Source organism: Pseudoalteromonas luteoviolacea, assembly GCF_021654285.1.
GTDB classification, from domain to species: Bacteria; Pseudomonadota; Gammaproteobacteria; order Enterobacterales; family Alteromonadaceae; genus Pseudoalteromonas; species Pseudoalteromonas luteoviolacea_J.
On the sequence record NZ_JAKFZS010000022.1, the window covers coordinates 51537 to 71479 of the forward strand.

Genomic DNA, 19943 nt, shown 5'->3' on the forward strand with positions numbered 1-19943 from the left:
CTTTGCTGCATTGCTGTTACTTTATTAGGTTGTTTGGGTTGTGGTGATTACATCGCGTTTTGCTTGGATGTGTCGGTAAATTTGCCCTTAATGCCAGCTAGACGTTGGGAGAGGAAAAAAATAAAGTGGGAGGCCAATTTGGCCTCCCAAAAAATAGTCACAGTGCTTTCAAGTCAGCCTCTATTCGCTTAGCAACTGCTCTTCTATTAAGAAAGTGAGATTGTCTAAGTTTGGATCTTCAAAGAAGGTAGCTGGCTCTATCTCAACGGCAAACTGCTGCTTAACCTTTGCCAACATTTGAATGGCTATCAGCGAGTCGCCGCCAAGCTCAAACAAATTATCGAAAATGCCAATTTCGTCAAAGCCTAAAAACTCACTCCAAATCGCTGCCAATTGCAGTTCAAGCTCACTTTCTGGGGCTTCAAACTCAGTATCAAGATCTGGACGTTTGTGCCCTTTTGGCGCAGGAGACTTTGCCTGCATTAACTTTTCAGTCAGCTCTGCCACCTTATCTGCACGAGCCTGCCAAGACAGGCTTGCAGCATAAATTTGCGGCGCCTGCGATTGGCTAATACCATCCAATAAGGTTTTGGCCGCCAGCTCATCAATACCAAAGTCTTCACCGACACTGTGACCCGCTGCCATGCCGATATTCGCCCATGCATCCCAATTAACCGATTGTACTAAAAATGGCTGAGGCTGCATCGCGACGGCATCAAGGTAACTGTTGGCAGCACAGTAATCACTCTGACCCAAAGCCCCCAAAACTGATGCCAAAGATGAGCATAAAATCATCCGCTCTAGCTGATGTGATTTAAACGCAGCTAATAGGTTATCTGTGCCGCGGGTTTTCGCTGCCATGCTGTGCGACGCTTGCTCGGCAGTCATTTGAGCCAGCATGCCTCCGCCCGGTAAGCCCGCAGCGTGGATCACTTGAGTAATACGGCCCAATGATTGCTCCGCATGACTGATCGCAACATTCAGACTCGCAATATCCAGCACATCTGCGGTGACCACAGCGACACGCGCACCCGCAGCTTGAAGTGCTTGCAATGCGTGGATCTGATCAGTCAGCTTGCTGTCGGTGTGCTCATCGTTGAGCAACGTAGGCCACTGCTCGCTGTCAGGGAATTCTGCACGAGTTTGCAACATCAAGGCATGGCCTTGTGCAGCCAATAACTTAGCTAACACTAAGCCCACACCGCCAAGGCCCCCTGTGATAAAGGTCACTGGCGACGACGCAGTATTCGCCGCAACCTCTATTTGCGGCAAGACTTGTTCTGTTAATACAAAGCGCTGACGACCTCGATAAGCAATTTCTTTTGCTTTATTGGCCATATCTGCAACCAATTGCGCAGCAATGTGTGACTGAGCGCTGTCGCGCTGTGCGGTGGTGATTTCTCGCAGCTGGCAATCAATGGCGGTTTGCTCCATGCCAATCACCCGCGTTATCCCAAGCGCTGTGGCTTTGTCCGCCGATATTGGCTCATCACCTAACACGCTGAATAATTCACTGGCCACCACAGTCCACTGCAGTGTGCCTTGACTCAATAGCCATTTGGCCAGCGGTAATAACTGCTGATAACCACACCCTGACTCATCAAGCAAACGACAATCCACAATGCGCGTAAAGCCGTGCTGCTCATACAGTGCTGTTAATTGATTGGCATCTTGGCAATCCAGACGATATTGACCTTGTTCCAGCGAGACAAATTCATCCCCCTGCCATGCCACTACCACTTCCGCGCCTTTTGTACTGAGTTCAGTGGTCAACTGCGACGATATTGGCGCATCTGTCGCAATCACGAGTACCTTTTCGCTGTTGAACTGGCTAAGCACAGAAGTTGTATTCAATTGCTGCTGCCAAACTGGCGCTAATAATTCAGGACCTGTACTGTCAGCTTGTGTCGTCACTGGTGTTGTGCTGTGTGTCGCATCAACCCAATATTCGGTGCTATCAAACTGATATGCCGGAAATGCCATCTCTAACCCATGTGGATTCGATGACACCACAGACCAATCTATCGCCACACCCAATTGCCACAGTTTTGCCAGCGTTTTCACACAAGGTGGAATAGGCGCTTTTAAATTGCGCGCATGGGCAATGGAATTGAGTACTGTAATGTCACCTTCAATCGATTGCTTGGCCAGCTTTTGTAGCGTATCGCCAGGGCCTGCCTCAATAAGCACATTGCACTTAGCTGCCAGTGTTTTCACGCCATCAACAAAATTCACGGCTTGGCGAATATGGTCTAGCCAATACTGTGTTGAAGTCGCTTGCTCTGGCGTGATCCAAGTCCCTGTTACGTTGGACACAAATGGTATTTGCGGTGCATTCAATTGCACAGTATTTAATACTTCAGCAAATTCACCCAACACAGGCTCAGTCAAATGGCTGTGGAAAGCGTGCGACACATGCAAGCGCGTGACGCTGATATCGGCGGCTTTGAGCTCAGTTTGCAGCGCCTTAATGGCTTCTTTAGACCCCGCCACAACAGTATTGGTCGGGCTATTACAGGCTGCGATATCCAGTTGTGCATTTAAATACGGCTGCAGACTTGGTGCATCGCTCATCACAGATAACATGGCACCCGGTGCCATTTTTTGTAGCGCTTCGCCGCGGGCCGTCACCAATTTCACAGCGGTGTCTAAGCTCATCACGTCACTGAGACACGCAGCCACATATTCGCCAATACTGTGACCAAGCATGGCCTCGATGTGTATGCCGTGGGCTTGATAGCATTTAGCCATGGCATAGGCGACGACAAATAAAGCAGGCTGAGTCACACGCGTTTGACCTAGCAACTGGTTGGCCGCCAAAAGCTCATCATCGTTGGGGGTAAATACGCGGCGTAATTCATCTTGCAAGGTGCTATCAAATAAAGCGATGACATCATCAAACTGGGCTTTAAATTCAGGCATATGTTCAAGCAGAGGCTTAGCCATGGTCACATACTGGGACCCTTGTCCTGAAAACATCAGCGCCACTTGCGCAGCGCCCGCTTTATCACCCGCGACATCACGGACTAGCAGTTGCTGCGCCTGCTCTGCGCTGTCGACTACTAGGGCATGACGCACAGCCTGAGCGGTACGGTTATGCTGCGATTGTGCTGCGATAAGTGCTAAATTATCCGGATTTTGCTGTAATTTGATAGCCAGCGCTTGGCGCTGGGCTTCCAGTGCTGACTGCGAGTTCGCAGACACAGGTAAAATGTGCCAAGGCGCTGTGTGACTGTGCTGCGCCTCATTTGCTGTGTATTCTTCTAATATCACATGGGCATTGGTGCCACCCATCCCCAGTGAACTCACCGCCGCTCGGCGCACTGAGTTACTTTCCCATGGGGTCAATGTGGTGTTGACATAAAATGGGCTATTCGCAAAATCGATTTTGCTGTTTAGTGGCTCACAGTGCAAACTGGGGGGTAGCGTTTTGTGGCGCAGTGCTTGCACCGCCTTAATCAGGCCTGTTACACCCGCTGCTGAGTCAAGATGGCCAATATTGGCTTTAATCGAACCGATGGCAATTTGCTGCTTATCACACTCCCCGTAGGCGCGGCTTAGCGCGGCAATTTCAATCGGGTCGCCTAAGGTTGTGCCCGTGCCATGGGTTTCAATATAACCCACTGAGCTTGGCTCGATATCGGCAAATTCCAGTGCCGCTTCAATGGCACTCGCTTGTCCTGTGACACTTGGTGCGGTGTAACCGACCTTCTCTTTGCCATCATTGTTGATTGCAGACCCTTTGATCACAGCCAGTATGTGGTCGCCTGCGTCAATGGCATCTTCCACACGCTTCAGCACCACAGCAGCGCTGCCGCTGCCAATCAAAATGCCATCCGCTTGCTCACCAAATGCGCTCAGTTGGCCAGTAGGTGATAAACTGCCGCCAGTTGGCGCATGATAACCTTGCTCGTTATTTAAATTTAACCACACGCCACCAGCAAGGGCCGAATCGCACTCATAGTTTTGCAGTGAACGACACGCCATGTGCACCGCCACCAAAGACGTAGAGCATGCTGTCTGTACGGTCACTGCCGGACCCGTTAAATCCAGCTCATAGCTGATGCGCGTTGCCAGTGAATCTTTATCGTTACCATTGGTCAGCGCCAGTAAACTGGTGATATCTTGCTGTGAATCACCCAATAGATTTTGCAATAAATACGCAGTCACACCGCAACCGGCAAATACACCGGTAAAATTACTGGTGTCGGTGGTAATCCCAGCATGTTCTAAGGCATGCCAACAGGTTTGCAAAAACACCCGTTGCTGCGGGTCAAGCTGCGCCGCTTCTTTGGGGGTATAGCCAAAAAATGCCGCGTCAAATTGCGCCATCCCCGCAAAAGGAATACCGCATTTAATGTAATCTGGATGGGCAAGGTCTTCATCACTGACGCCCGCCGCCTTTAAGCTATTGTCATCAAATGTTTTGACGGCGCAGTGGCCATCTCTGACATTTTGCCAAAGTTGATCAACATTATCGGCATCTGGAAAACGGCCAGCCATACCGACGATGGCAATATCTAATTCGCTATAATTACTCTCTGACATGATTAAGATTCTCTTGCTTTTCTTTTACGCGCGGCAATCGCGCCCATGCCGCGTTTTTGTTTCGCGCCACTTGGTTTTTTAGGGGTAACAGGGGCTGTGTTTGACTGCGCACCGCCAAGCAATGTCGCCAAGCTGGCAATACTTGGATGCGCAAACAACTCTGTCATTTGTAAATTTGGATACTGAAGTTTCAGCTCTTCATACACCGCCATCAGTAATAGCGAGTGCCCGCCAACATCAAAGAAGTTAGCGTGTCGATCGATATCTGGAGTTTTGAGATGTTTTTGCCAGATCTCGGCAATGGCGCGCTCAGTATCATTTTGCGCAAGCTCTACGGCTTTAACCACACGCTCAATTTTAGGAAGCTGTTTGCGCTCCAACTTGCCGCTGGCATTTATCGGCAGTTTTTCCAGCACCAGAATATCGCTAGGCACCATGTATGCGGGCATGCGCTCACCCAGCGCCCTTTTTAGCTTATCGGCGAATCCTGCATCGCTGTATTGACCACTTTGAATGTAAGCGATTAAACCCAGCCCATGCGCTTGCTGCTCCGTGACCACAACGGCCATGTCAACATCAGGTAATTGGCTCAAGTGCTGCTCAATTTCACCTAGCTCAACACGAAAACCACGAATTTTTACCTGATGGTCGTTACGTCCGTGGTACATCAAGGCATCACCTTGCCAGCTGACCATATCGCCAGTGGCATACATACGCGCGCCATCATCGCTAAATGGATCCGCAATAAAACGTGTCGCCGTCATTTCAGGCTGTGCCCAATAGCCACGCGCTAAAATATCACCGCCAACAAACAACTGACCCACTTGACCATTGGGGACTATCTCCAAGTTATCATCAAGGATATACAGCTTACGTCCGGCCAAGGCATGACCCAGCGGTACTGACTGACTCTCTTGGCCATGAGTAGCAAAATCTTGGCAAGGGTGGATTGCGGCTTCGACGACGATTTCAGTCGGGCCATAGGTGTTAAGTAATCGTACCTGCGACAAGCCGGTATTTTGCCAATCTTGAATACCCGCCACAGACATGGCTTCGCCACCTGAGTGAACTTGTCTTAATTTAGGTAAGCCAAGCGCGGCTTGCTGTGCTTTGCGTGCCCAACTGGCGCTGATACTGCGCCAATACGCAGCGCTTAAATCCATTACCGCAACATCATGCTTTTGTGCCTGCTGATAAAGGGTATCAGCATCCCACAAGGCATCGCCGCGCAGTAATACCGCAGCGCCCACGGCCCAGGTTGGGAAGAGCTGCTCAACAAACGCGTCAAAGTTCGCTGTGGCAAATTGCAGCACGACATCATCCGCTTGTAAGTTGATAAACTGCTTGGCCGACTCGATGTAACGAGACAATGCGCCTAACTCAATGGCAACGCCTTTGGCTTTACCAGTCGAGCCAGAAGTATAATTGAGGTATGCGGTTTGCTGACAATGGCGTGTTACTGCTGGCACACCCGTATTGAGATGCTGCTCACCCAAAAGGGTTTGTGGCGACAATAACATACCGTCAAATGATACCGCCAGTTCGGTGTCATCACTGAGTATGGCTTGGCAGCCACTGTCAGTGAGCATATGCTGCAACTTATCCGCAGGGAATTGCTTATCGAGCGGCAAATAAGCGGCCCCCGCTTTAAGACATGCCAACGTACTGGCCAGCATCAGTGGCTTTCTGCTTTGCATCACACCAACGACAGATTCTGTGCTTAAACCTTTTGCCACTAAGCCATGAGCTAGGCGGTTTGAAGTCTGCTCAAGCCACTCATAGCTGTAGTGCTGATCGTTATAAATCACCGCAGTACGCGCAGGTGCTTTTTGCGTAATCTCACTGATGGCATCTAACCAAGGTATATCCGGTAATGTCACCACAGCGCCAAGGCCTTGCGCGATCGCCTGTGTTTTTTGCGTATGGGTTGCTAAATTGCCTATCGCTGTCGTCGGCTCTGCCACCGCATTGCGCAATACAGTTTTGAAGGCAAGCACCACCGATTGCATATATTCAGTATCAAATAGGGCTGCGTTATATTGGAACTCCAATAATAAGGCACCATCATTTAACAAACGCGAGTCTATGCTCAAATCAAACTGAGCTTGCGATTGCAGTGCCGCGACTTTATCCACCGCAACGCCAGGCAAGTCAAGCGACTGCTGTACGTCCTGTTCAAGGTGGTTAAACATCACTTGAAATAGCGGGTTTTGCCCTAGGCTTCGGTCTGGGTTGAGTGCTTCAACTAATTTTTCAAACGGTAAATCCTGATTTTGTTGTGCTGCAATCACCTGCTCTTTGGTTGCCGCTAACACCTCAACAAAACTTTGCTGGGCAGAGAGTGTATTGCGCTGCACCAGAGTATTGATGAAAAAACCCACCAAAGGATGCAACTCGCAATAGCGGCGATTCGCCACTGGCACGCCAATGCGCGGCGTGCGTTTGCCAGCATAGCGGTAGAAAAATACTTGCAAGCTACTGAGTAATAACATGAATAAACTTGCGCCATGGCGATGAGCAAGCGCTTGAAGCTGTTCAACCTCTTGATAAGACAGTTGCAGTGTTTGACTTTGCATCGGCGCAGGGCCGTTAGGTTGCCTGATATGCTGCGGCGTCAGTAACTCTTCATCATCACTGTCTTGCAACAGTTGCTGCCAGTACACTAGCTGACTTTGCGCATCGGCGCTGGATAGCCACTGCTGCTGCCAAGCGGCGAAATCACCATAATTAATCGTCTGCGGTACGTGAGTTAACGTCTTACCCTCAGCAAGCGACTGATAAGTGCGGCTAATATCCGCAAGGAGAAGGTCAAAACTCCACGCATCACTGGCGATATGGTGCATCACTAGTACCAACTCAAAGCGACCTTCTGCGCGCTTTAACAGTGCAGCTCTGAAGTTTTCGCCTTTTTCCAGCGCAAATGGTTGCTGATAAAATGCCTCAATCCATGCTGTAATCTCCGCGTCAGACTGCCCAGTAACATCAAGCGACTGCCAGTTCAGCTGCTGCTCGGTTAAGCGCTGCAGCCACTGTCCGTTTTGATCTTTCACATACGCATGTCGCAAGGCGCCTTGCTGCTCTAACACCTGTTTTAGCGCAGTTTGTAAGTGCGTGTCGATGACATCCCCATGCAGCGTTAGGCTGGCGCCAATATGATATGCGCTACTCGTAGGCTCAAGTTGCCATAAGAACAATTGTCTTTGTTGCTGTGCACTCAGTGGATAAGCGGTTTGGGCCAGTGCAGGGATCGCCACTTGATGTGCTTTGGTATTGATACTCTCTCGTACTAGCTGACAAAAATCAGCAAATTTATGCGCAGCAAATACCGCTGTCGGATCAATTTGGCACTCGCATGTCTCTTGTACTTTTGCCAGTAGCAAAGCGGCCTTAATTGAGCTGCCACCTAAAGCAAAAAAATCGGCATCATTGCTGTTCACAGGGTAGCGAAGCACTTCTTGCCATAACTCAGCCAAGGTATGTGTGAGGGTATCCCAGCCTTGCTGATCTTCACCGCCATGGCTGATAGATAGCTGCTGTAATTGTGTTAGGTTAAATACTCCGTAGGTCGCCAGCTTTTCCTCATTGAGTAATTTCATGCACGCGCTGCGCTGTAATTTACCGCTGGAAGTTTTTGGCAATCCGCCTTGGTTTAATAACACCACCAACTCAGGGCAATGACCAAATTGCTCAATGATAAAATCTCTGATAATTTTTGCGCTTTGTTGCGCTGGCACCTCATTGCGATACACATTGGCAGTTTCAATGGCAATACCTATGCCTTCACCGCTTTCTTCGCTTGGTACCGGAAATGCTGAGACACGGCCTTGACGCACAAAGCTGATGGCGCCTTCAATTGCGCGCTCAATATCTTGTGGATAAACATTGTGACCATTCATGATGATCAAATCTTTTTGGCGACCAGAGATGTAAAGTTGACCATCATGTATGTAACCAACATCCCCTGTGCGCAGCCAGCGTTTGCCAGCGTGCTCAACAAATGTCTCTTGTGTGGCTTTATCATTGCGCCAATACCCCAGTGCAATGCTTGGACCGCTCGCCCAGACCTCACCAATGCCGCCCTCTGCAACTTCATCAAAACTGGATGAGCAGGTGATGCGCACTTGGTGTTCACTGGCTGATATGCCGCACCCCACTTGGTGGCCATATTCTTCAGTATCACGGGTATCGGCAACTTGCTGATACACTGCTTTACCCGATGCCAAGGCTTGATTATCAAATGCCTTGATAACCGCGCCCTGTGCAGGAATACTGCCAGTCACAAATAAAGTGCCTTCGGCAAGACCATAGCAAGGGTAAAGCGCGTTACTATCGAAACCTTGCGCTGCATATTTGTCGGCAAAATTCAGTAAAGTATCGTGACGAATGGGTTCTGCGCCGGAGAAAAACACCCGTAAACTGCTCAAGTCAATATCTGCAATTTGCTTATCTTTAATGCGCTCAATACACAGACGATAAGAAAAATCAGGACCGCCACTGATGGTTGCGCGATATTCGGAAATCAGCTGCAACCAGCGTGCTGGGCGCTCCATAAAATAACGCGGTGAGCACAAGATCAATTTAAAGCCCGAGTAAATCGGCTGTAATAACCCACCAATCAAGCCCATATCATGGAACAGTGGTAGCCAGCTTACAGAAGTATCATTTGGGCTGCTTTTAATGCCTTCGGCAATGGCTTTTTCATTGGCAATCAAGTTGCCATGGCTGACCATTACCCCTTTGGGTTTGGCCGTTGAGCCTGAGGTATATTGTAAAAATGCAATGTCATCACTTTTAGCACAGTAGCGCTCAACGTCTTCAATTTGCTCACAAAACTCGTCAATCACCAGCATTTTACTGCCATGGACTTGCTCAACCAATGCCTCGACGGTGGCAGTATAGCGTGCTGTTGTTAGCACAAGTGCCGCTTCTGAATCTTCTGCAATGCCCACAGTACGCGCAATATGCTGGGCTTTGGTCGACTCTGGTGGAAAGCTCGGAATGGCAGTCACACCTAAATACTGACAAGCTAAAAAGCTGGTCACGTACTCAATACCGGTATCCATCAAGATCAGCGCTCTGTCGCCTGCCACAACATGATTTTTTAAATGGCTGGCCACCATTAAGCTCTGTGCATACAGCTCTCCATAGCTCCATGGTGTGTGTGCTTTTTTATCAACACATACCAGCGCCGTTTTGTCTGGCTGCTGCGCAACATGCTGCGCTAAATGATCCATGATGGTAATGGCGTTCATGATTTACTCCATGAGATATAACTAGCAATGCGCATCGTGTTTGGTGCTTTTACCGCTCACACTATGTCGAGAGAATGATTAATGCGCTTAAGTAATTGAGTGTTTTATGGCGGGAGTCCGCCTGATCGCAATGTGACGTGATAGTTGAGTCTGTAATGTCAGTGTGTGGGCTTACCTAACTCACTGATTATCTTACTCAATTTCACTTATTGGCCTGACCTATTGCGCCATAGCTTGGCGTAAGCTTAACGGGCGCATATCAGTCCAATGGGTTTTGATATGTTCAAGGCAAGTTGCTTTATCGCCACTAACACCTGTGTCTTGCCAGCCACCGGGTATCGTCTTATAACTCGGCCATAAAGAGTATTGTTCTTCGTGGTTAATGATTACTTTAAAAGTGCCATTTTCGTTGTCAAAGCTCATCACATTTTTCCAAAAATTAGACTGTCGCCACTGTGACGCGCGACAGTCTAGGATTTTTAGTCTTTTTTCACGCTAAGAGTGATTTCACTGACTTTATTTTGCTTGATCTGTGCATCTGTGTACGGCAAATCAATCAATCCTTTGCCTGCAGCATAGTGCTCACTGGCATCAGAGAAGTGTGGTGAATTCGGATTATTACTTTGTGAGTAAGTCAACAGACCACGGGCTTGCGGACCGTGCTGATCGAAGCCGACTACCATCATCCAACTAGAGCCATAGTTGATTGGATAACCATCTGTACTCAAGCCAGTGCTCACTGTCCAATTTTCGTTTAACACTTCTTTTAACGGCGGTGCTAACTGTGGTGCAAACGAGGTCAGATCCATCGCATTGGTTGTTGAGTAAATATTAAAGCCACCACTGTTGTGCTCCGCGCCTGGCCAAGGGATGCGGCGGTCACCCTTTTGCAAATACTGCAACTCACCCAATGGTGCATCAATGGCGAAGCCTGCATTTTCAAGGTGCTTACTTGCAGCCAATAACTTAACCAAGGTAGCTTTGTCAGCTTTGACAATACTTGGTGTCACAGCAGGAAATGCTGGATTAAATTGCACTAGTAAGTCTTCATCTTCCAATAAGCTAAAGAACTCTTTTGCAAGTGGCGCAGACACCGAGCTTGCATTAAATTTGCCATCCCATTTTGCAAATGCACGACATGCTGGATCGACAGGCATACTTAAAGTATCAGTCACTTTAAGTGTTTGACCTGCATAAAATGCACATGCAGCCATCACAGTTGGTTTGTAAAGTTCAAACGACGCACTGGTACCTGTGACGATGCTTTCTAATTCATGACGGTCAAATTTACCATCTGCACCGCGGGCAAAACGCAGTAAGTTTAAGTTGTAACGCGTACGACGTGTTTGCTTATAATCAGTATGGCCATACAACGGCGAGTAGCCAGTCAGTTTTTCATTTAGGTTCGTTAACCAGTATGAATTATTGGCATTTTGTACGTAATCTTGACGGCGTAATTTGGGGGCACGTTCATAAGGGACTTCTTGCTGGTAGACCAATGCACTGCTAGTACCCGGTAAAACAGCCATACGCGTGTTTTTATACACTTGTGAAATCACCGGATGTGAACGCAGCAGCTCTTCACCCATCGCAGGTAAATCCGGCACGTTAGAATCATCGATGTAAAACACTTCACCTTGATTATCTGCCACAAGGGTATTGTTAAACGCCAAACCATCTAGCGTTTTAAAAGTATCGATGAACTCATCTAGGTTATTAGCGCGGTTCATTGCCAACCAGTGGTCAATACCTTCCAAATTATTTAAGTTGGTATCGCGCACAACATAGGCATTTTTATCATCCCACTTGAAGTTTTTCTGATCTTCAAGCACATACCCAATTGGCGTTGTGAAGTAGTCTTTCTTCATGGTGATCACGCCCATAGGCGTTAACACATCAACATTAACCTGTTTCTTCTCAATATCTTGCCATTGGCCATCAAATTTATATTGCAGCGGGTTTGTAGGGTTTAGCTCAAGCTGATAGATGACTTCATGACGTGCAGCTGAGTAGGTATGTGTCCAAGCAATGTTTTGGTTAAAACCGATATTCACAATCCCCGGTACACCCACCACTGACGCACCCATAGTGCTAAAGTCACCTTCTACACTGGCATGGTTAGCCCAAAATCTCAGGTTACCATTAAACGGGAAGTGCGGATTTGCAAGTAATAAACCGCGGCCATTGTCAGTCACTTCATGACCCAATGCCCAACCATTTGAGCCCTGTGTAAGTTGCTTTGGCTTATAATTTGTGTTGTTTGCCATTAACCAAGGCTGTGAATCCTCCCTTTCTTGCTTCGCAATCACTGGCAGCCACTCTGTGCCTGTACCCGGGTTTGCTTGAAGAATTTGTACCAATAAACGGCCAATGCTATTTTGAACTGCAGACGCTAATACCGATGCAACCACATCTACGCCTTCAATCGGCTTCACCCACGCTTTACCATCACATGCTGGCGCCAATGTCGCTTTACCCAGATTTACATCTTGTAGATACTGGTTATAACCCGCTGCAAAACCCTCTGCCAGTGCTCGTGTATCTGCTGAAAGATTGGCATATTCACGCTCAACTCGACCGCGTAAGTCAATAATTTTATAGCCTAAATCTAGGCTTACAAAAAAATTATCTTGACCGTTTTTATGTGGACCCAAATACTTGGCTCGCTCGCCTTTAACACGCACATAACCATCCGCCAAAATACAAGCATGATCTTGTGCTTGGGCATACGCATTACCATAGCCTAAGCCAAATAAAGATTTCGCCTGAATATGCGGAATACCATGCTCGGTACGCGTGATCTTGACATCTTCGCTCAGACTCATTGACGACGTACTCGCCTCTGCGCCGAAATGAATACCAGTTATGGCACATGCCGCCAAAATTGGTACTAATGTAGATTTTAACTTCATAACTTTCCTTAAGTTCTTAAACGCTTCGAAAATTTAAACCCGTGCACTCAAGACGATACAAACCGCAAAAAACCAAAGAAAATAACAAGATTATTTGTTGCAAAATAAGCAATTAAAGTTAAACAAAAAGAACCAAATTTAATTCACAGTTAATTTTCGTTTAATTATCAAAGCCGCATAAAACACTTGACTGTTAATAGAAGATCAAAATAACATAATAGTGATAATAATTCGCATTATCTATTACGGATCAACTTTCAAGACAAATAGGAGTGAATACAGTGCAGCTGTGCAACAAGTGGTCTAAAGTGATTGCTGAGAATGAGGCAAAATTACTGGCTTATTTGAATAACATCTTACGCTGCCCATATCTGGCCGAGGATGCCCTACAAGATACATTTTTACGCTTGTCAGGTATGTCTAAATGCCAAGATTGTCAGGTCAAAAATACCAAAAGCTATTGCTATCAAGTTGCGAGAAACATTGCCATTGATATGATCCGAAAACAAACTCGAGAGTCTTTAGTGGATTTAGAGTCTATTCAAACTGAACAGTTTGATGATGAGAGCTCAAATCTTGAAGAAAAGTATATTGATGCGCAACTGTCAGACAAGGTAAACAGCACCATTGGCAAACTATCTAAACGCCATCAAAACGTGGTCAGTTTTTACCGCGACGGACGCTTAAAGCAGAAAGAAATTGCCAAGATGTACCATATTTCACCGACGTTAGTGAATTTTATGATTAAAGAAGCGATTCAATCTTGTCAAAATGAACTGCAAGCAGGTGCTGTTGCTCACTAATCAGGTAAACCCAAAGCATTCTTGACATTGAGCTTGGCGGCGATAAAGTCGCCATGCGCTACATACATCAAACTAGCTAATTTACGCACAGTATAGTCCTCTTGTGGGTCTAACTTACCATCTGCAAATGCGACCATCCACAGTAGCTCAATCACTTCAATACGCGCTTCTTCACTGGTGTTATCATTAACGACTTTCACAAATCGATGTAAATCTATCGCTTCATCAACCAATTTCTGCGCCTCAGAGCAAATTAAGTCACTGCTATCAGCTGATAACTGACAATGCTGCTGCAACAATTTAGTTATCATTTTTAACTCATCTGGCGCAATGTCATTATCTGCTCTCATCACTTCAACCATCAAGGCACCTAAAGCAGTCGCAAAATCGACTGGCGCAGGATGCTCAGACTGAGAGTCCAATTTAGATAAAAATAGCCTTATACGTTCTAACAATTGTCGCCCCTTTTGATACAATTAGTAAATAAATGCTCTTTCAATGGTTTGATTGTAAATATGCAGCCTCGCAATACTTTAACGAATAATGTCGCCGTAAAAATGCTCACAATTATATCACTTAGCTTGCTCAGTGCCTGTAACTTTACGCCAAATAAAATCGGTGCTACCGAAAAGTACTATGATTTTGATCACAAAGTACATTACGAACAAATTAAGTATAACGATGACCATTATTACTTACAGATAAAATCGGATTCCTACGCGCATTTTTTGCAACAAAGTGTGTTTTTATTGCGTCACAGCCAATCATTGTGTCGTGGTACTAAACCACAAATATTATTGCATGGAGGTGTACAAAAGTTTGACCGTTTACCAACTTACCCTCGCCCATATCAGCCCGATCTGCGCGTCGAAGTTAAGTGTATAAAGGAAGAAAAATAACCTAATCAAGACCAGCATCCAAGTATGGGATGCTGGTTAATGATAACAAGATTAGTCTTGATATCCCCATGGCGCTTTTGGCGCTTTAACAGGCTTTGTTAAATCGAAGTCAACTCTAAACTCACGTCCTTGACGTATCAAGCGGTAAGTAAACTTGTCATCATAAATAAACATCTGCCATGTATTCCCCATTGATTGTGGGATAGCATGCTTAATGAACAGCTCTTTTGAATATTGATCAGCTGGGAATGATTGCACATTGTCAAAACCGGCATCGACAGTGTGGCCACCATACATAGTCGATTTATCATCACTACCATCTTTATGGCGATGGTCGTGTTTAAGACTCAGACCGCTGCCTGTTTTTGTAATGATCCAAGTGCGCGACGCATCTTTACCAACATGAAATGGAACTTGCAACTCACGTTCGTTACAACGACGAACATGCATAACCAGCCGCTCTTCGCTAAATGCGCTAGGGCCCTGATTATCTAATGTCACTTTGCCTTCATATGCTTTTCCACAATGCGCTTTTATTTTATCAAAAAAAGCATCATGAGTTGGAATAGAGACAAGTGGCGCAGGGCGAGCGATAGCAGCACTACTGGCGATTACGGTCGCAGCAGCTAATAAAGAAGCTGTAAACTTATTCATCGAAATGTTCCTAAATATGAAAAGCCAAAGACTAGAACGCCTTTGGCATAATGGCAAAAAAATGCGATGGTTGGTTTAGAAGTCGAGAATCATTGCCACGGCCTTGCAGTCTGCAGCTTTTGCTCAAAGGCATCAATATAGTGATTAAGCTGCTCTGTTTCTCCAATAAAATCTAAACCACTGAGTAACCTTGCCTTGATATCCGAACGGACCTCAAAAGGAATATCGGCAAAGTGCTCGCTACAGATCACTTGGTTTTCAAGATCAATCTCTATGTGCACTTGCGGATGCGCCTCACACACCGCAAATAAACCATCTAACACCTCAGCAGGCAATGCCACGCAAAGCATCTGATTGTTGCCACAATTATTGAAGAAAATATCTGCAAAGCTTTCTGCCAAGATCACACTAAAGCCATATTGCTTAAGTGCCCAAGGCGCATGCTCTCGAGACGAACCGCAGCCAAAGTTGTCCCGAGTCAATAAGACCGTAGCACCTTGATAGCGCTCAAAATTCAGCACAAACTCTGGATCAGGCTCGCCACTGTCTAAATATCTCCAATCGTAAAAAAGTGCTTTATCAAAACCATCTCGACTCGTTGACGTTAAAAATTGCTTAGGGATAATTTGGTCAGTATCAACGTTGTTTTTATCCAATGGCGCCATTAACCCACTATGATACTTGCTCATCTTTGCGCTCCTCGGATATCTGTAAATCGACCTGCGATTGCCGCCGCAGCCGCCATTGCCGGACTAACCAAATGAGTTCGTCCACCCCGACCCTGTCGGCCTTCAAAGTTACGATTCGACGTGGATGCACAGCGTTTGCCAGCACCTAATCTATCGTCATTCATGGCCAGGCACATAGAGCAACCCGGTTCACGCCATTCAAAGCCCGCAGCCACGAAAATATCAGCCAGCCCTTCTTGCTCAGCCTGTTGTTTTACTAAACCAGAGCCCGGTACTATCAGCGCTTCTACACCTTGAGCGACTTTCTTACCTTCAACTATTTTTGCGGCAGCGCGTAAGTCTTCAATGCGGCTATTGGTACAAGAGCCAATGAATACCGTGTCAACTTTAGCATCAGATAACCTCTGCCCAGCTTCGAGCCCCATATAACGCAGTGCTGATCGCATGGAGTCAGCTTTGATAAGATCTTGCTCTTCATCCGGATTTGGTATCAACTCATCAATGCCAATCACTTGCTCGGGGCTCGTGCCCCACGTCACCTGAGGCTGAATGTCTTCAGCATCCATTTCAACCACGCGATCAAACTGCGCACCCTCATCTGAATGCAGCGTTTTCCAATACGCAACAGCGTGAGTGAAATCGTCATCTTTTGGTGCAAAAGGACGCCCTTGCAAATAGGCATAAGTTATCTCATCAGGGGCAATTAGACCGGCCTTTGCGCCCATCTCTATGCTCATGTTGCAAAGCGTCATACGTGACTCCATCGACAAAGCTTCGATGGCAGTGCCGCAAAACTCTGCGACATATCCAGTGCCACCAGCAGTGCCGAGCTCACCGATCACGGCCATAATTAAGTCTTTTGCGGTGACGGTTGGTCGCAGTACACCATTGATCTGGATTTTGAGTGACTTCGCTTTTTTCTGCTGCAGTGTTTGCGTTGCCAAAACATGCTCTACTTCTGAGGTACCGATACCATGTGCTAATGCCCCAAAAGCACCATGGGTCGACGTATGGCTATCACCACATACTATGGTTGTGCCGGGTAATGTGATCCCTTGTTCAGGCCCCATGACATGAACAATCCCCTGATTAATCGATTCCAAATCATAAAGCTCGACACCAAATTCAGCACAATTATTTGCCAGCGCTTGAAGTTGATTTTTGCTCACTTCACTGGCTGCATCAATCGAACGGCTTTTGGTTGATACGTTGTGATCCATAGTCGCAAAAGTTTTTTCTGGACAACGTACTGGACGGTTTTTCTCTCTCAGACCGGCAAATGCTTGCGGGGACGTCACCTCATGCACTAAATGCCTGTCGATATACAGTAAATCTGTCTGTTCATTAATTTGCGCAACCACATGGGATTGCCAAATCTTATCGTATAAAGTCTGTGCCACTTGCTACATCCTTCCTTTAAAAACGAATCTTAAATGCGATCAACTATCGCTTGCGCAACATCTTGCGTGGTATACCCAGCTTGTGGATAAATATCTGGTGTGCCCACCCCTTGTGCAACGGCTTCTGCGACGGCTTTTTCAATGCGTCTGGCTGCCTCATCTTCACCCAGTGAATAACGCAACATTAAAGCGGCACTTAAGATTTGTGCGATTGGATTTGCAATGCCTTTGCCTGCAATATCAGGGGCAGATCCACCAGCAGGTTCATACAAACCAAACCCAGACTGATTTAAACTCGCCGACGGTAGTAGCCCCATAGAGCCGGTTATCATGGCGCATTCATCAGACAATATATCGCCAAACAAATTGTCACATAAAAGCACATCAAACTGGCTAGGTTGCTTCACCAACTGCATCGCAGCATTATCGATATAGATATGCTCAAGCGTGACATCAGGATAATCTTGGCTGACTTCAATCACGACCTCTCGCCACAATACACTGGATGCTAAAACATTTGATTTATCAACCGATGTAACATGATTACGACGTAAACGTGCGGCATCAAAAGCAAAACGTGCAATGCGCTCAATTTCTTTACGGCTGTACTTTTGTGTATCGAAAGCAAACTCACTGTCACCACTGCCTTGACGGCCCTTTTCACCAAAGTAGATCCCACCTGTTAGCTCTCGCACACATAAAATGTCAAACCCTTGTGCACTGATGTCTTCACGCAGTGGCGATGCCGCGCTCAGGGCCGGTAAAAGCTGCGCAGGCCTAAGATTACAAAATAGGCCAAAGTGCTTTCTAAGTGGTAATAAAGATGCACGCTCCGGCTGTTTTTCCGGTGGTAAATCAGCCCATTTTGGTCCCCCTACAGAGCCAAACAAGATTGCATCGGCTTGCTCACATGCGGACAATGTATGTGCTGGTAATGCCTCACCAAATTCATCGATTGCAGCGCCGCCAATGGCTTGATGAACCAAATTTAATTGAAACGCAAATTCTTCACTCACGCGTTCAAGCACACGCTGGGCAGCAGCCATTACCTCAGGGCCTATGCCATCGCCTGCCAAGACTGCGACTTGATAACTTTTTTGACTCATCCTGCTTTCCTTTGTTGTTTAAGGTTAGACACTTTTCGCGCCCTATCGATTAAGTTGTAAACACGGATCATGGCTCGCGCTGATGCTTCAACGACATCTGCAGCAAGACCTGCGCCGTGATATTGGCGACCATCACATTTTGCAATGATGTTCACCTGGCCAAGTGAGCTTGCTCCTTGACCTGTCGCCTCTAGGTTATATTCAATCATCTCTACAGCTTGACCTGTGATCCGCTCAATCGCTAAAAATGCAGCTTCGACTGGGCCATTGCCTGTCGCCGCTTCTTGAATGAGTTCACCGCCAAGGCTCATGCCCACAGTCGCACTGGCAATGGACTGAGAATTAGAAGATGCATTAACAAACTGTAACTGGTAAAACTCATCTTGTTCGGCAAGTTTATTAAAATAAATCATGGCCTCTAGGTCGTAGTCATACACAGTGCCTTTCTGATCCGCCAGCTCCAAAAAGCTGGTATAAAGCTGGTCCATATCGTAGTCATGTGATTGATAACCCAGCTCTGATAAGCGGTGTTCGATGACGTGTCTGCCAGAACGAGAGGTCATGTTTAGTTGGTTATTCGGCACGCCGACCATGTCTGGTGCCATAATTTCATAGGTATTTTGCGCTTTTAAAACGCCGTCTTGGTGAATACCGGAACTGTGCGCAAACGCGTTTTCACCCACAATGGCCTTATTTGGCTGTACCGGCATATTGCAAATTGTCGCTACTTGACGAGACGCGCGATAAATTTCTTCACTGCGAATATCTGTATGTACTTTTAAATGGTCTTCACGCATTTTCATGATCATCGCCACTTCTTCCAGTGAACAATTCCCTGCACGCTCCCCAATGCCGTTGATAGTACATTCAATCTGTCTCGCGCCTGCTTGCACGGCGGCAATCGAATTTGAAACCGCTAAACCAAGATCATTGTGGCAATGCACACTCAATCTTGCTTTATCAATATTTGGCACGTTGTTACGCAGATGGTGAATAATGGCTGAAAACTCATCAGGCGTGGTGTAGCCCACTGTGTCAGGTATATTGATAGTCGTCGCCCCCGCTTTGATAGCGCGCTCAACCACCTTACATAAGTCAGCATATGGCGTACGACCAGCATCTTCACAAGAAAACTCAACATCATCGGTATATTTTAAAGCTTGCCTGATTGAGCGCTCCGCCATATCGATGACGTCGTCTAGAGATTTACGTAATTTATGCTCTAAATGCAGTGGACTAGTCGCGATAAAGGTATGAATGCGAGGTCGCTCAGCCCCTTGTAACGCCAATCCACAGGCTTCAATATCTTTTGGCATTGCACGAGCCAAGCCACAGATAACAGGCCCCTTTACTTCATGCGCAATACGCTGAACAGCTCTGAAGTCAGCAGGACTCGACACTGGAAAGCCCACTTCCATCACATCGACATTCAGTCGACTTATGGTATGCGCTAACTGAATCTTATCTTCTTCTGTCAAGCTCGCTTTCAGTGCTTGCTCGCCATCCCTTAACGTTGTATCAAAAATCCAAACCTTGTCCTGCATTCCTATTTCCTCGCTCGCGCAAAATAAAAAACCCCGCTCGTTGGCGGGGTTTGCTATCTGGTTGCTCATACACGCAACTAAGCCCCGCCCTTATCTAAATTAATCAGTAAGAGGTTAAGCAAAGTTGTCAGTAACA

Annotated in this window: 12 protein-coding genes; 2 read left to right on the forward strand and 10 right to left on the reverse strand. The window is 46.8% G+C overall.

Annotated features, from left to right (window positions below; translation table 11 throughout):
* Positions 1–180: 180 nt before the first annotated feature.
* The 4 genes from L1077_RS19115 to L1077_RS19130 all read right to left on the reverse strand — a co-directional run bounded on the left by L1077_RS19115 (position 181) and on the right by L1077_RS19130 (position 12712).
* Complete coding sequence (locus tag L1077_RS19115) at positions 181–4548, reverse strand: type I polyketide synthase (protein WP_237138524.1); 4368 nt, start codon at positions 4546–4548, stop codon at positions 181–183.
* Between the two features lie 2 nt (positions 4549–4550).
* Positions 4551–9800: a non-ribosomal peptide synthetase gene (locus L1077_RS19120; RefSeq protein ID WP_237138525.1), complete on the reverse strand. Its 5250-nt coding sequence runs from the start codon at positions 9798–9800 to the stop codon at positions 4551–4553.
* Positions 9801–10019: 219 nt separating this feature from the next.
* Positions 10020–10223 (reverse strand): MbtH family protein, encoded by a 204-nt coding sequence (locus L1077_RS19125; protein WP_039611504.1) that lies wholly within the window; start codon positions 10221–10223, stop codon positions 10020–10022.
* A 56-nt stretch (positions 10224–10279) separates the two neighbouring features.
* A complete protein-coding gene (locus tag L1077_RS19130) occupies positions 10280–12712 on the reverse strand; it encodes a penicillin acylase family protein (protein WP_237138526.1) in 2433 nt (810 codons plus the stop codon).
* A gap of 281 nt (positions 12713–12993) precedes the next feature.
* On the opposite strand from L1077_RS19130, the gene L1077_RS19135 reads away from it, so the two are divergent.
* Complete coding sequence (locus L1077_RS19135) at positions 12994–13515, forward strand: sigma-70 family RNA polymerase sigma factor (RefSeq protein WP_237138527.1); 522 nt, start codon at positions 12994–12996, stop codon at positions 13513–13515.
* Here L1077_RS19135 and L1077_RS19140 read toward each other — a convergent pair.
* Positions 13512–13970, reverse strand: a complete 459-nt coding sequence (locus L1077_RS19140) for a TerB family tellurite resistance protein (protein WP_237138528.1) — start codon at positions 13968–13970, stop codon at positions 13512–13514. The two genes, L1077_RS19135 and L1077_RS19140, sit on opposite strands and share 4 nt — an antisense overlap.
* A 60-nt stretch (positions 13971–14030) precedes the next feature.
* Between L1077_RS19140 and L1077_RS19145 the strand changes: the two genes are divergently transcribed.
* Complete coding sequence (locus L1077_RS19145; protein WP_237138529.1) at positions 14031–14414, forward strand: hypothetical protein; 384 nt, start codon at positions 14031–14033, stop codon at positions 14412–14414.
* Positions 14415–14465: 51 nt separating this feature from the next.
* On the opposite strand, the gene L1077_RS19150 is transcribed toward L1077_RS19145, so the two are convergent.
* The 5 genes from L1077_RS19150 to leuA all read right to left on the reverse strand — a co-directional run bounded on the left by L1077_RS19150 (position 14466) and on the right by leuA (position 19807).
* Positions 14466–15068, reverse strand: a complete 603-nt coding sequence (locus L1077_RS19150) for a hypothetical protein (RefSeq protein WP_237138530.1) — start codon at positions 15066–15068, stop codon at positions 14466–14468.
* Between the two features lie 89 nt (positions 15069–15157).
* Entirely contained in the window at positions 15158–15757 is a 600-nt protein-coding gene (gene leuD / locus L1077_RS19155) for a 3-isopropylmalate dehydratase small subunit (RefSeq protein WP_237138531.1), read from the reverse strand.
* Positions 15754–17157, reverse strand: a complete 1404-nt coding sequence (gene leuC / locus L1077_RS19160) for a 3-isopropylmalate dehydratase large subunit (protein ID WP_237138532.1) — start codon at positions 17155–17157, stop codon at positions 15754–15756. The genes leuD and leuC overlap by 4 nt, the downstream gene beginning before the upstream one ends.
* Positions 17158–17186: 29 nt before the next feature.
* Positions 17187–18263 carry a 3-isopropylmalate dehydrogenase gene (gene leuB, locus L1077_RS19165; protein ID WP_063361607.1) on the reverse strand — a complete coding sequence of 359 codons (1077 nt, stop codon included), beginning with the start codon at positions 18261–18263 and terminating at the stop codon, positions 17187–17189.
* A complete protein-coding gene (gene leuA / locus L1077_RS19170; RefSeq protein WP_237138533.1) occupies positions 18260–19807 on the reverse strand; it encodes a 2-isopropylmalate synthase in 1548 nt (515 codons plus the stop codon). Before leuA ends, leuB begins: the two co-directional genes overlap by 4 nt.
* Positions 19808–19943 lie beyond the last annotated feature (136 nt).

Coding starts and splice junctions, on each gene's coding strand:
- L1077_RS19115 (WP_237138524.1), bottom strand. CDS start 4,548: ATGTCAGAGAGTAATTATAGCGAATTAGATATTGCCATCGTCGGTATG.
- L1077_RS19120 (WP_237138525.1), bottom strand. CDS start 9,800: ATGAACGCCATTACCATCATGGATCATTTAGCGCAGCATGTTGCGCAG.
- L1077_RS19125 (WP_039611504.1), bottom strand. CDS start 10,223: ATGAGCTTTGACAACGAAAATGGCACTTTTAAAGTAATCATTAACCAC.
- L1077_RS19130 (WP_237138526.1), bottom strand. CDS start 12,712: ATGAAGTTAAAATCTACATTAGTACCAATTTTGGCGGCATGTGCCATA.
- L1077_RS19145 (WP_237138529.1), top strand. CDS start 14,031: ATGCAGCCTCGCAATACTTTAACGAATAATGTCGCCGTAAAAATGCTC.
- L1077_RS19150 (WP_237138530.1), bottom strand. CDS start 15,068: ATGAATAAGTTTACAGCTTCTTTATTAGCTGCTGCGACCGTAATCGCC.
- leuD (WP_237138531.1), bottom strand. CDS start 15,757: ATGAGCAAGTATCATAGTGGGTTAATGGCGCCATTGGATAAAAACAAC.
- leuB (WP_063361607.1), bottom strand. CDS start 18,263: ATGAGTCAAAAAAGTTATCAAGTCGCAGTCTTGGCAGGCGATGGCATA.
- leuA (WP_237138533.1), bottom strand. CDS start 19,807: ATGCAGGACAAGGTTTGGATTTTTGATACAACGTTAAGGGATGGCGAG.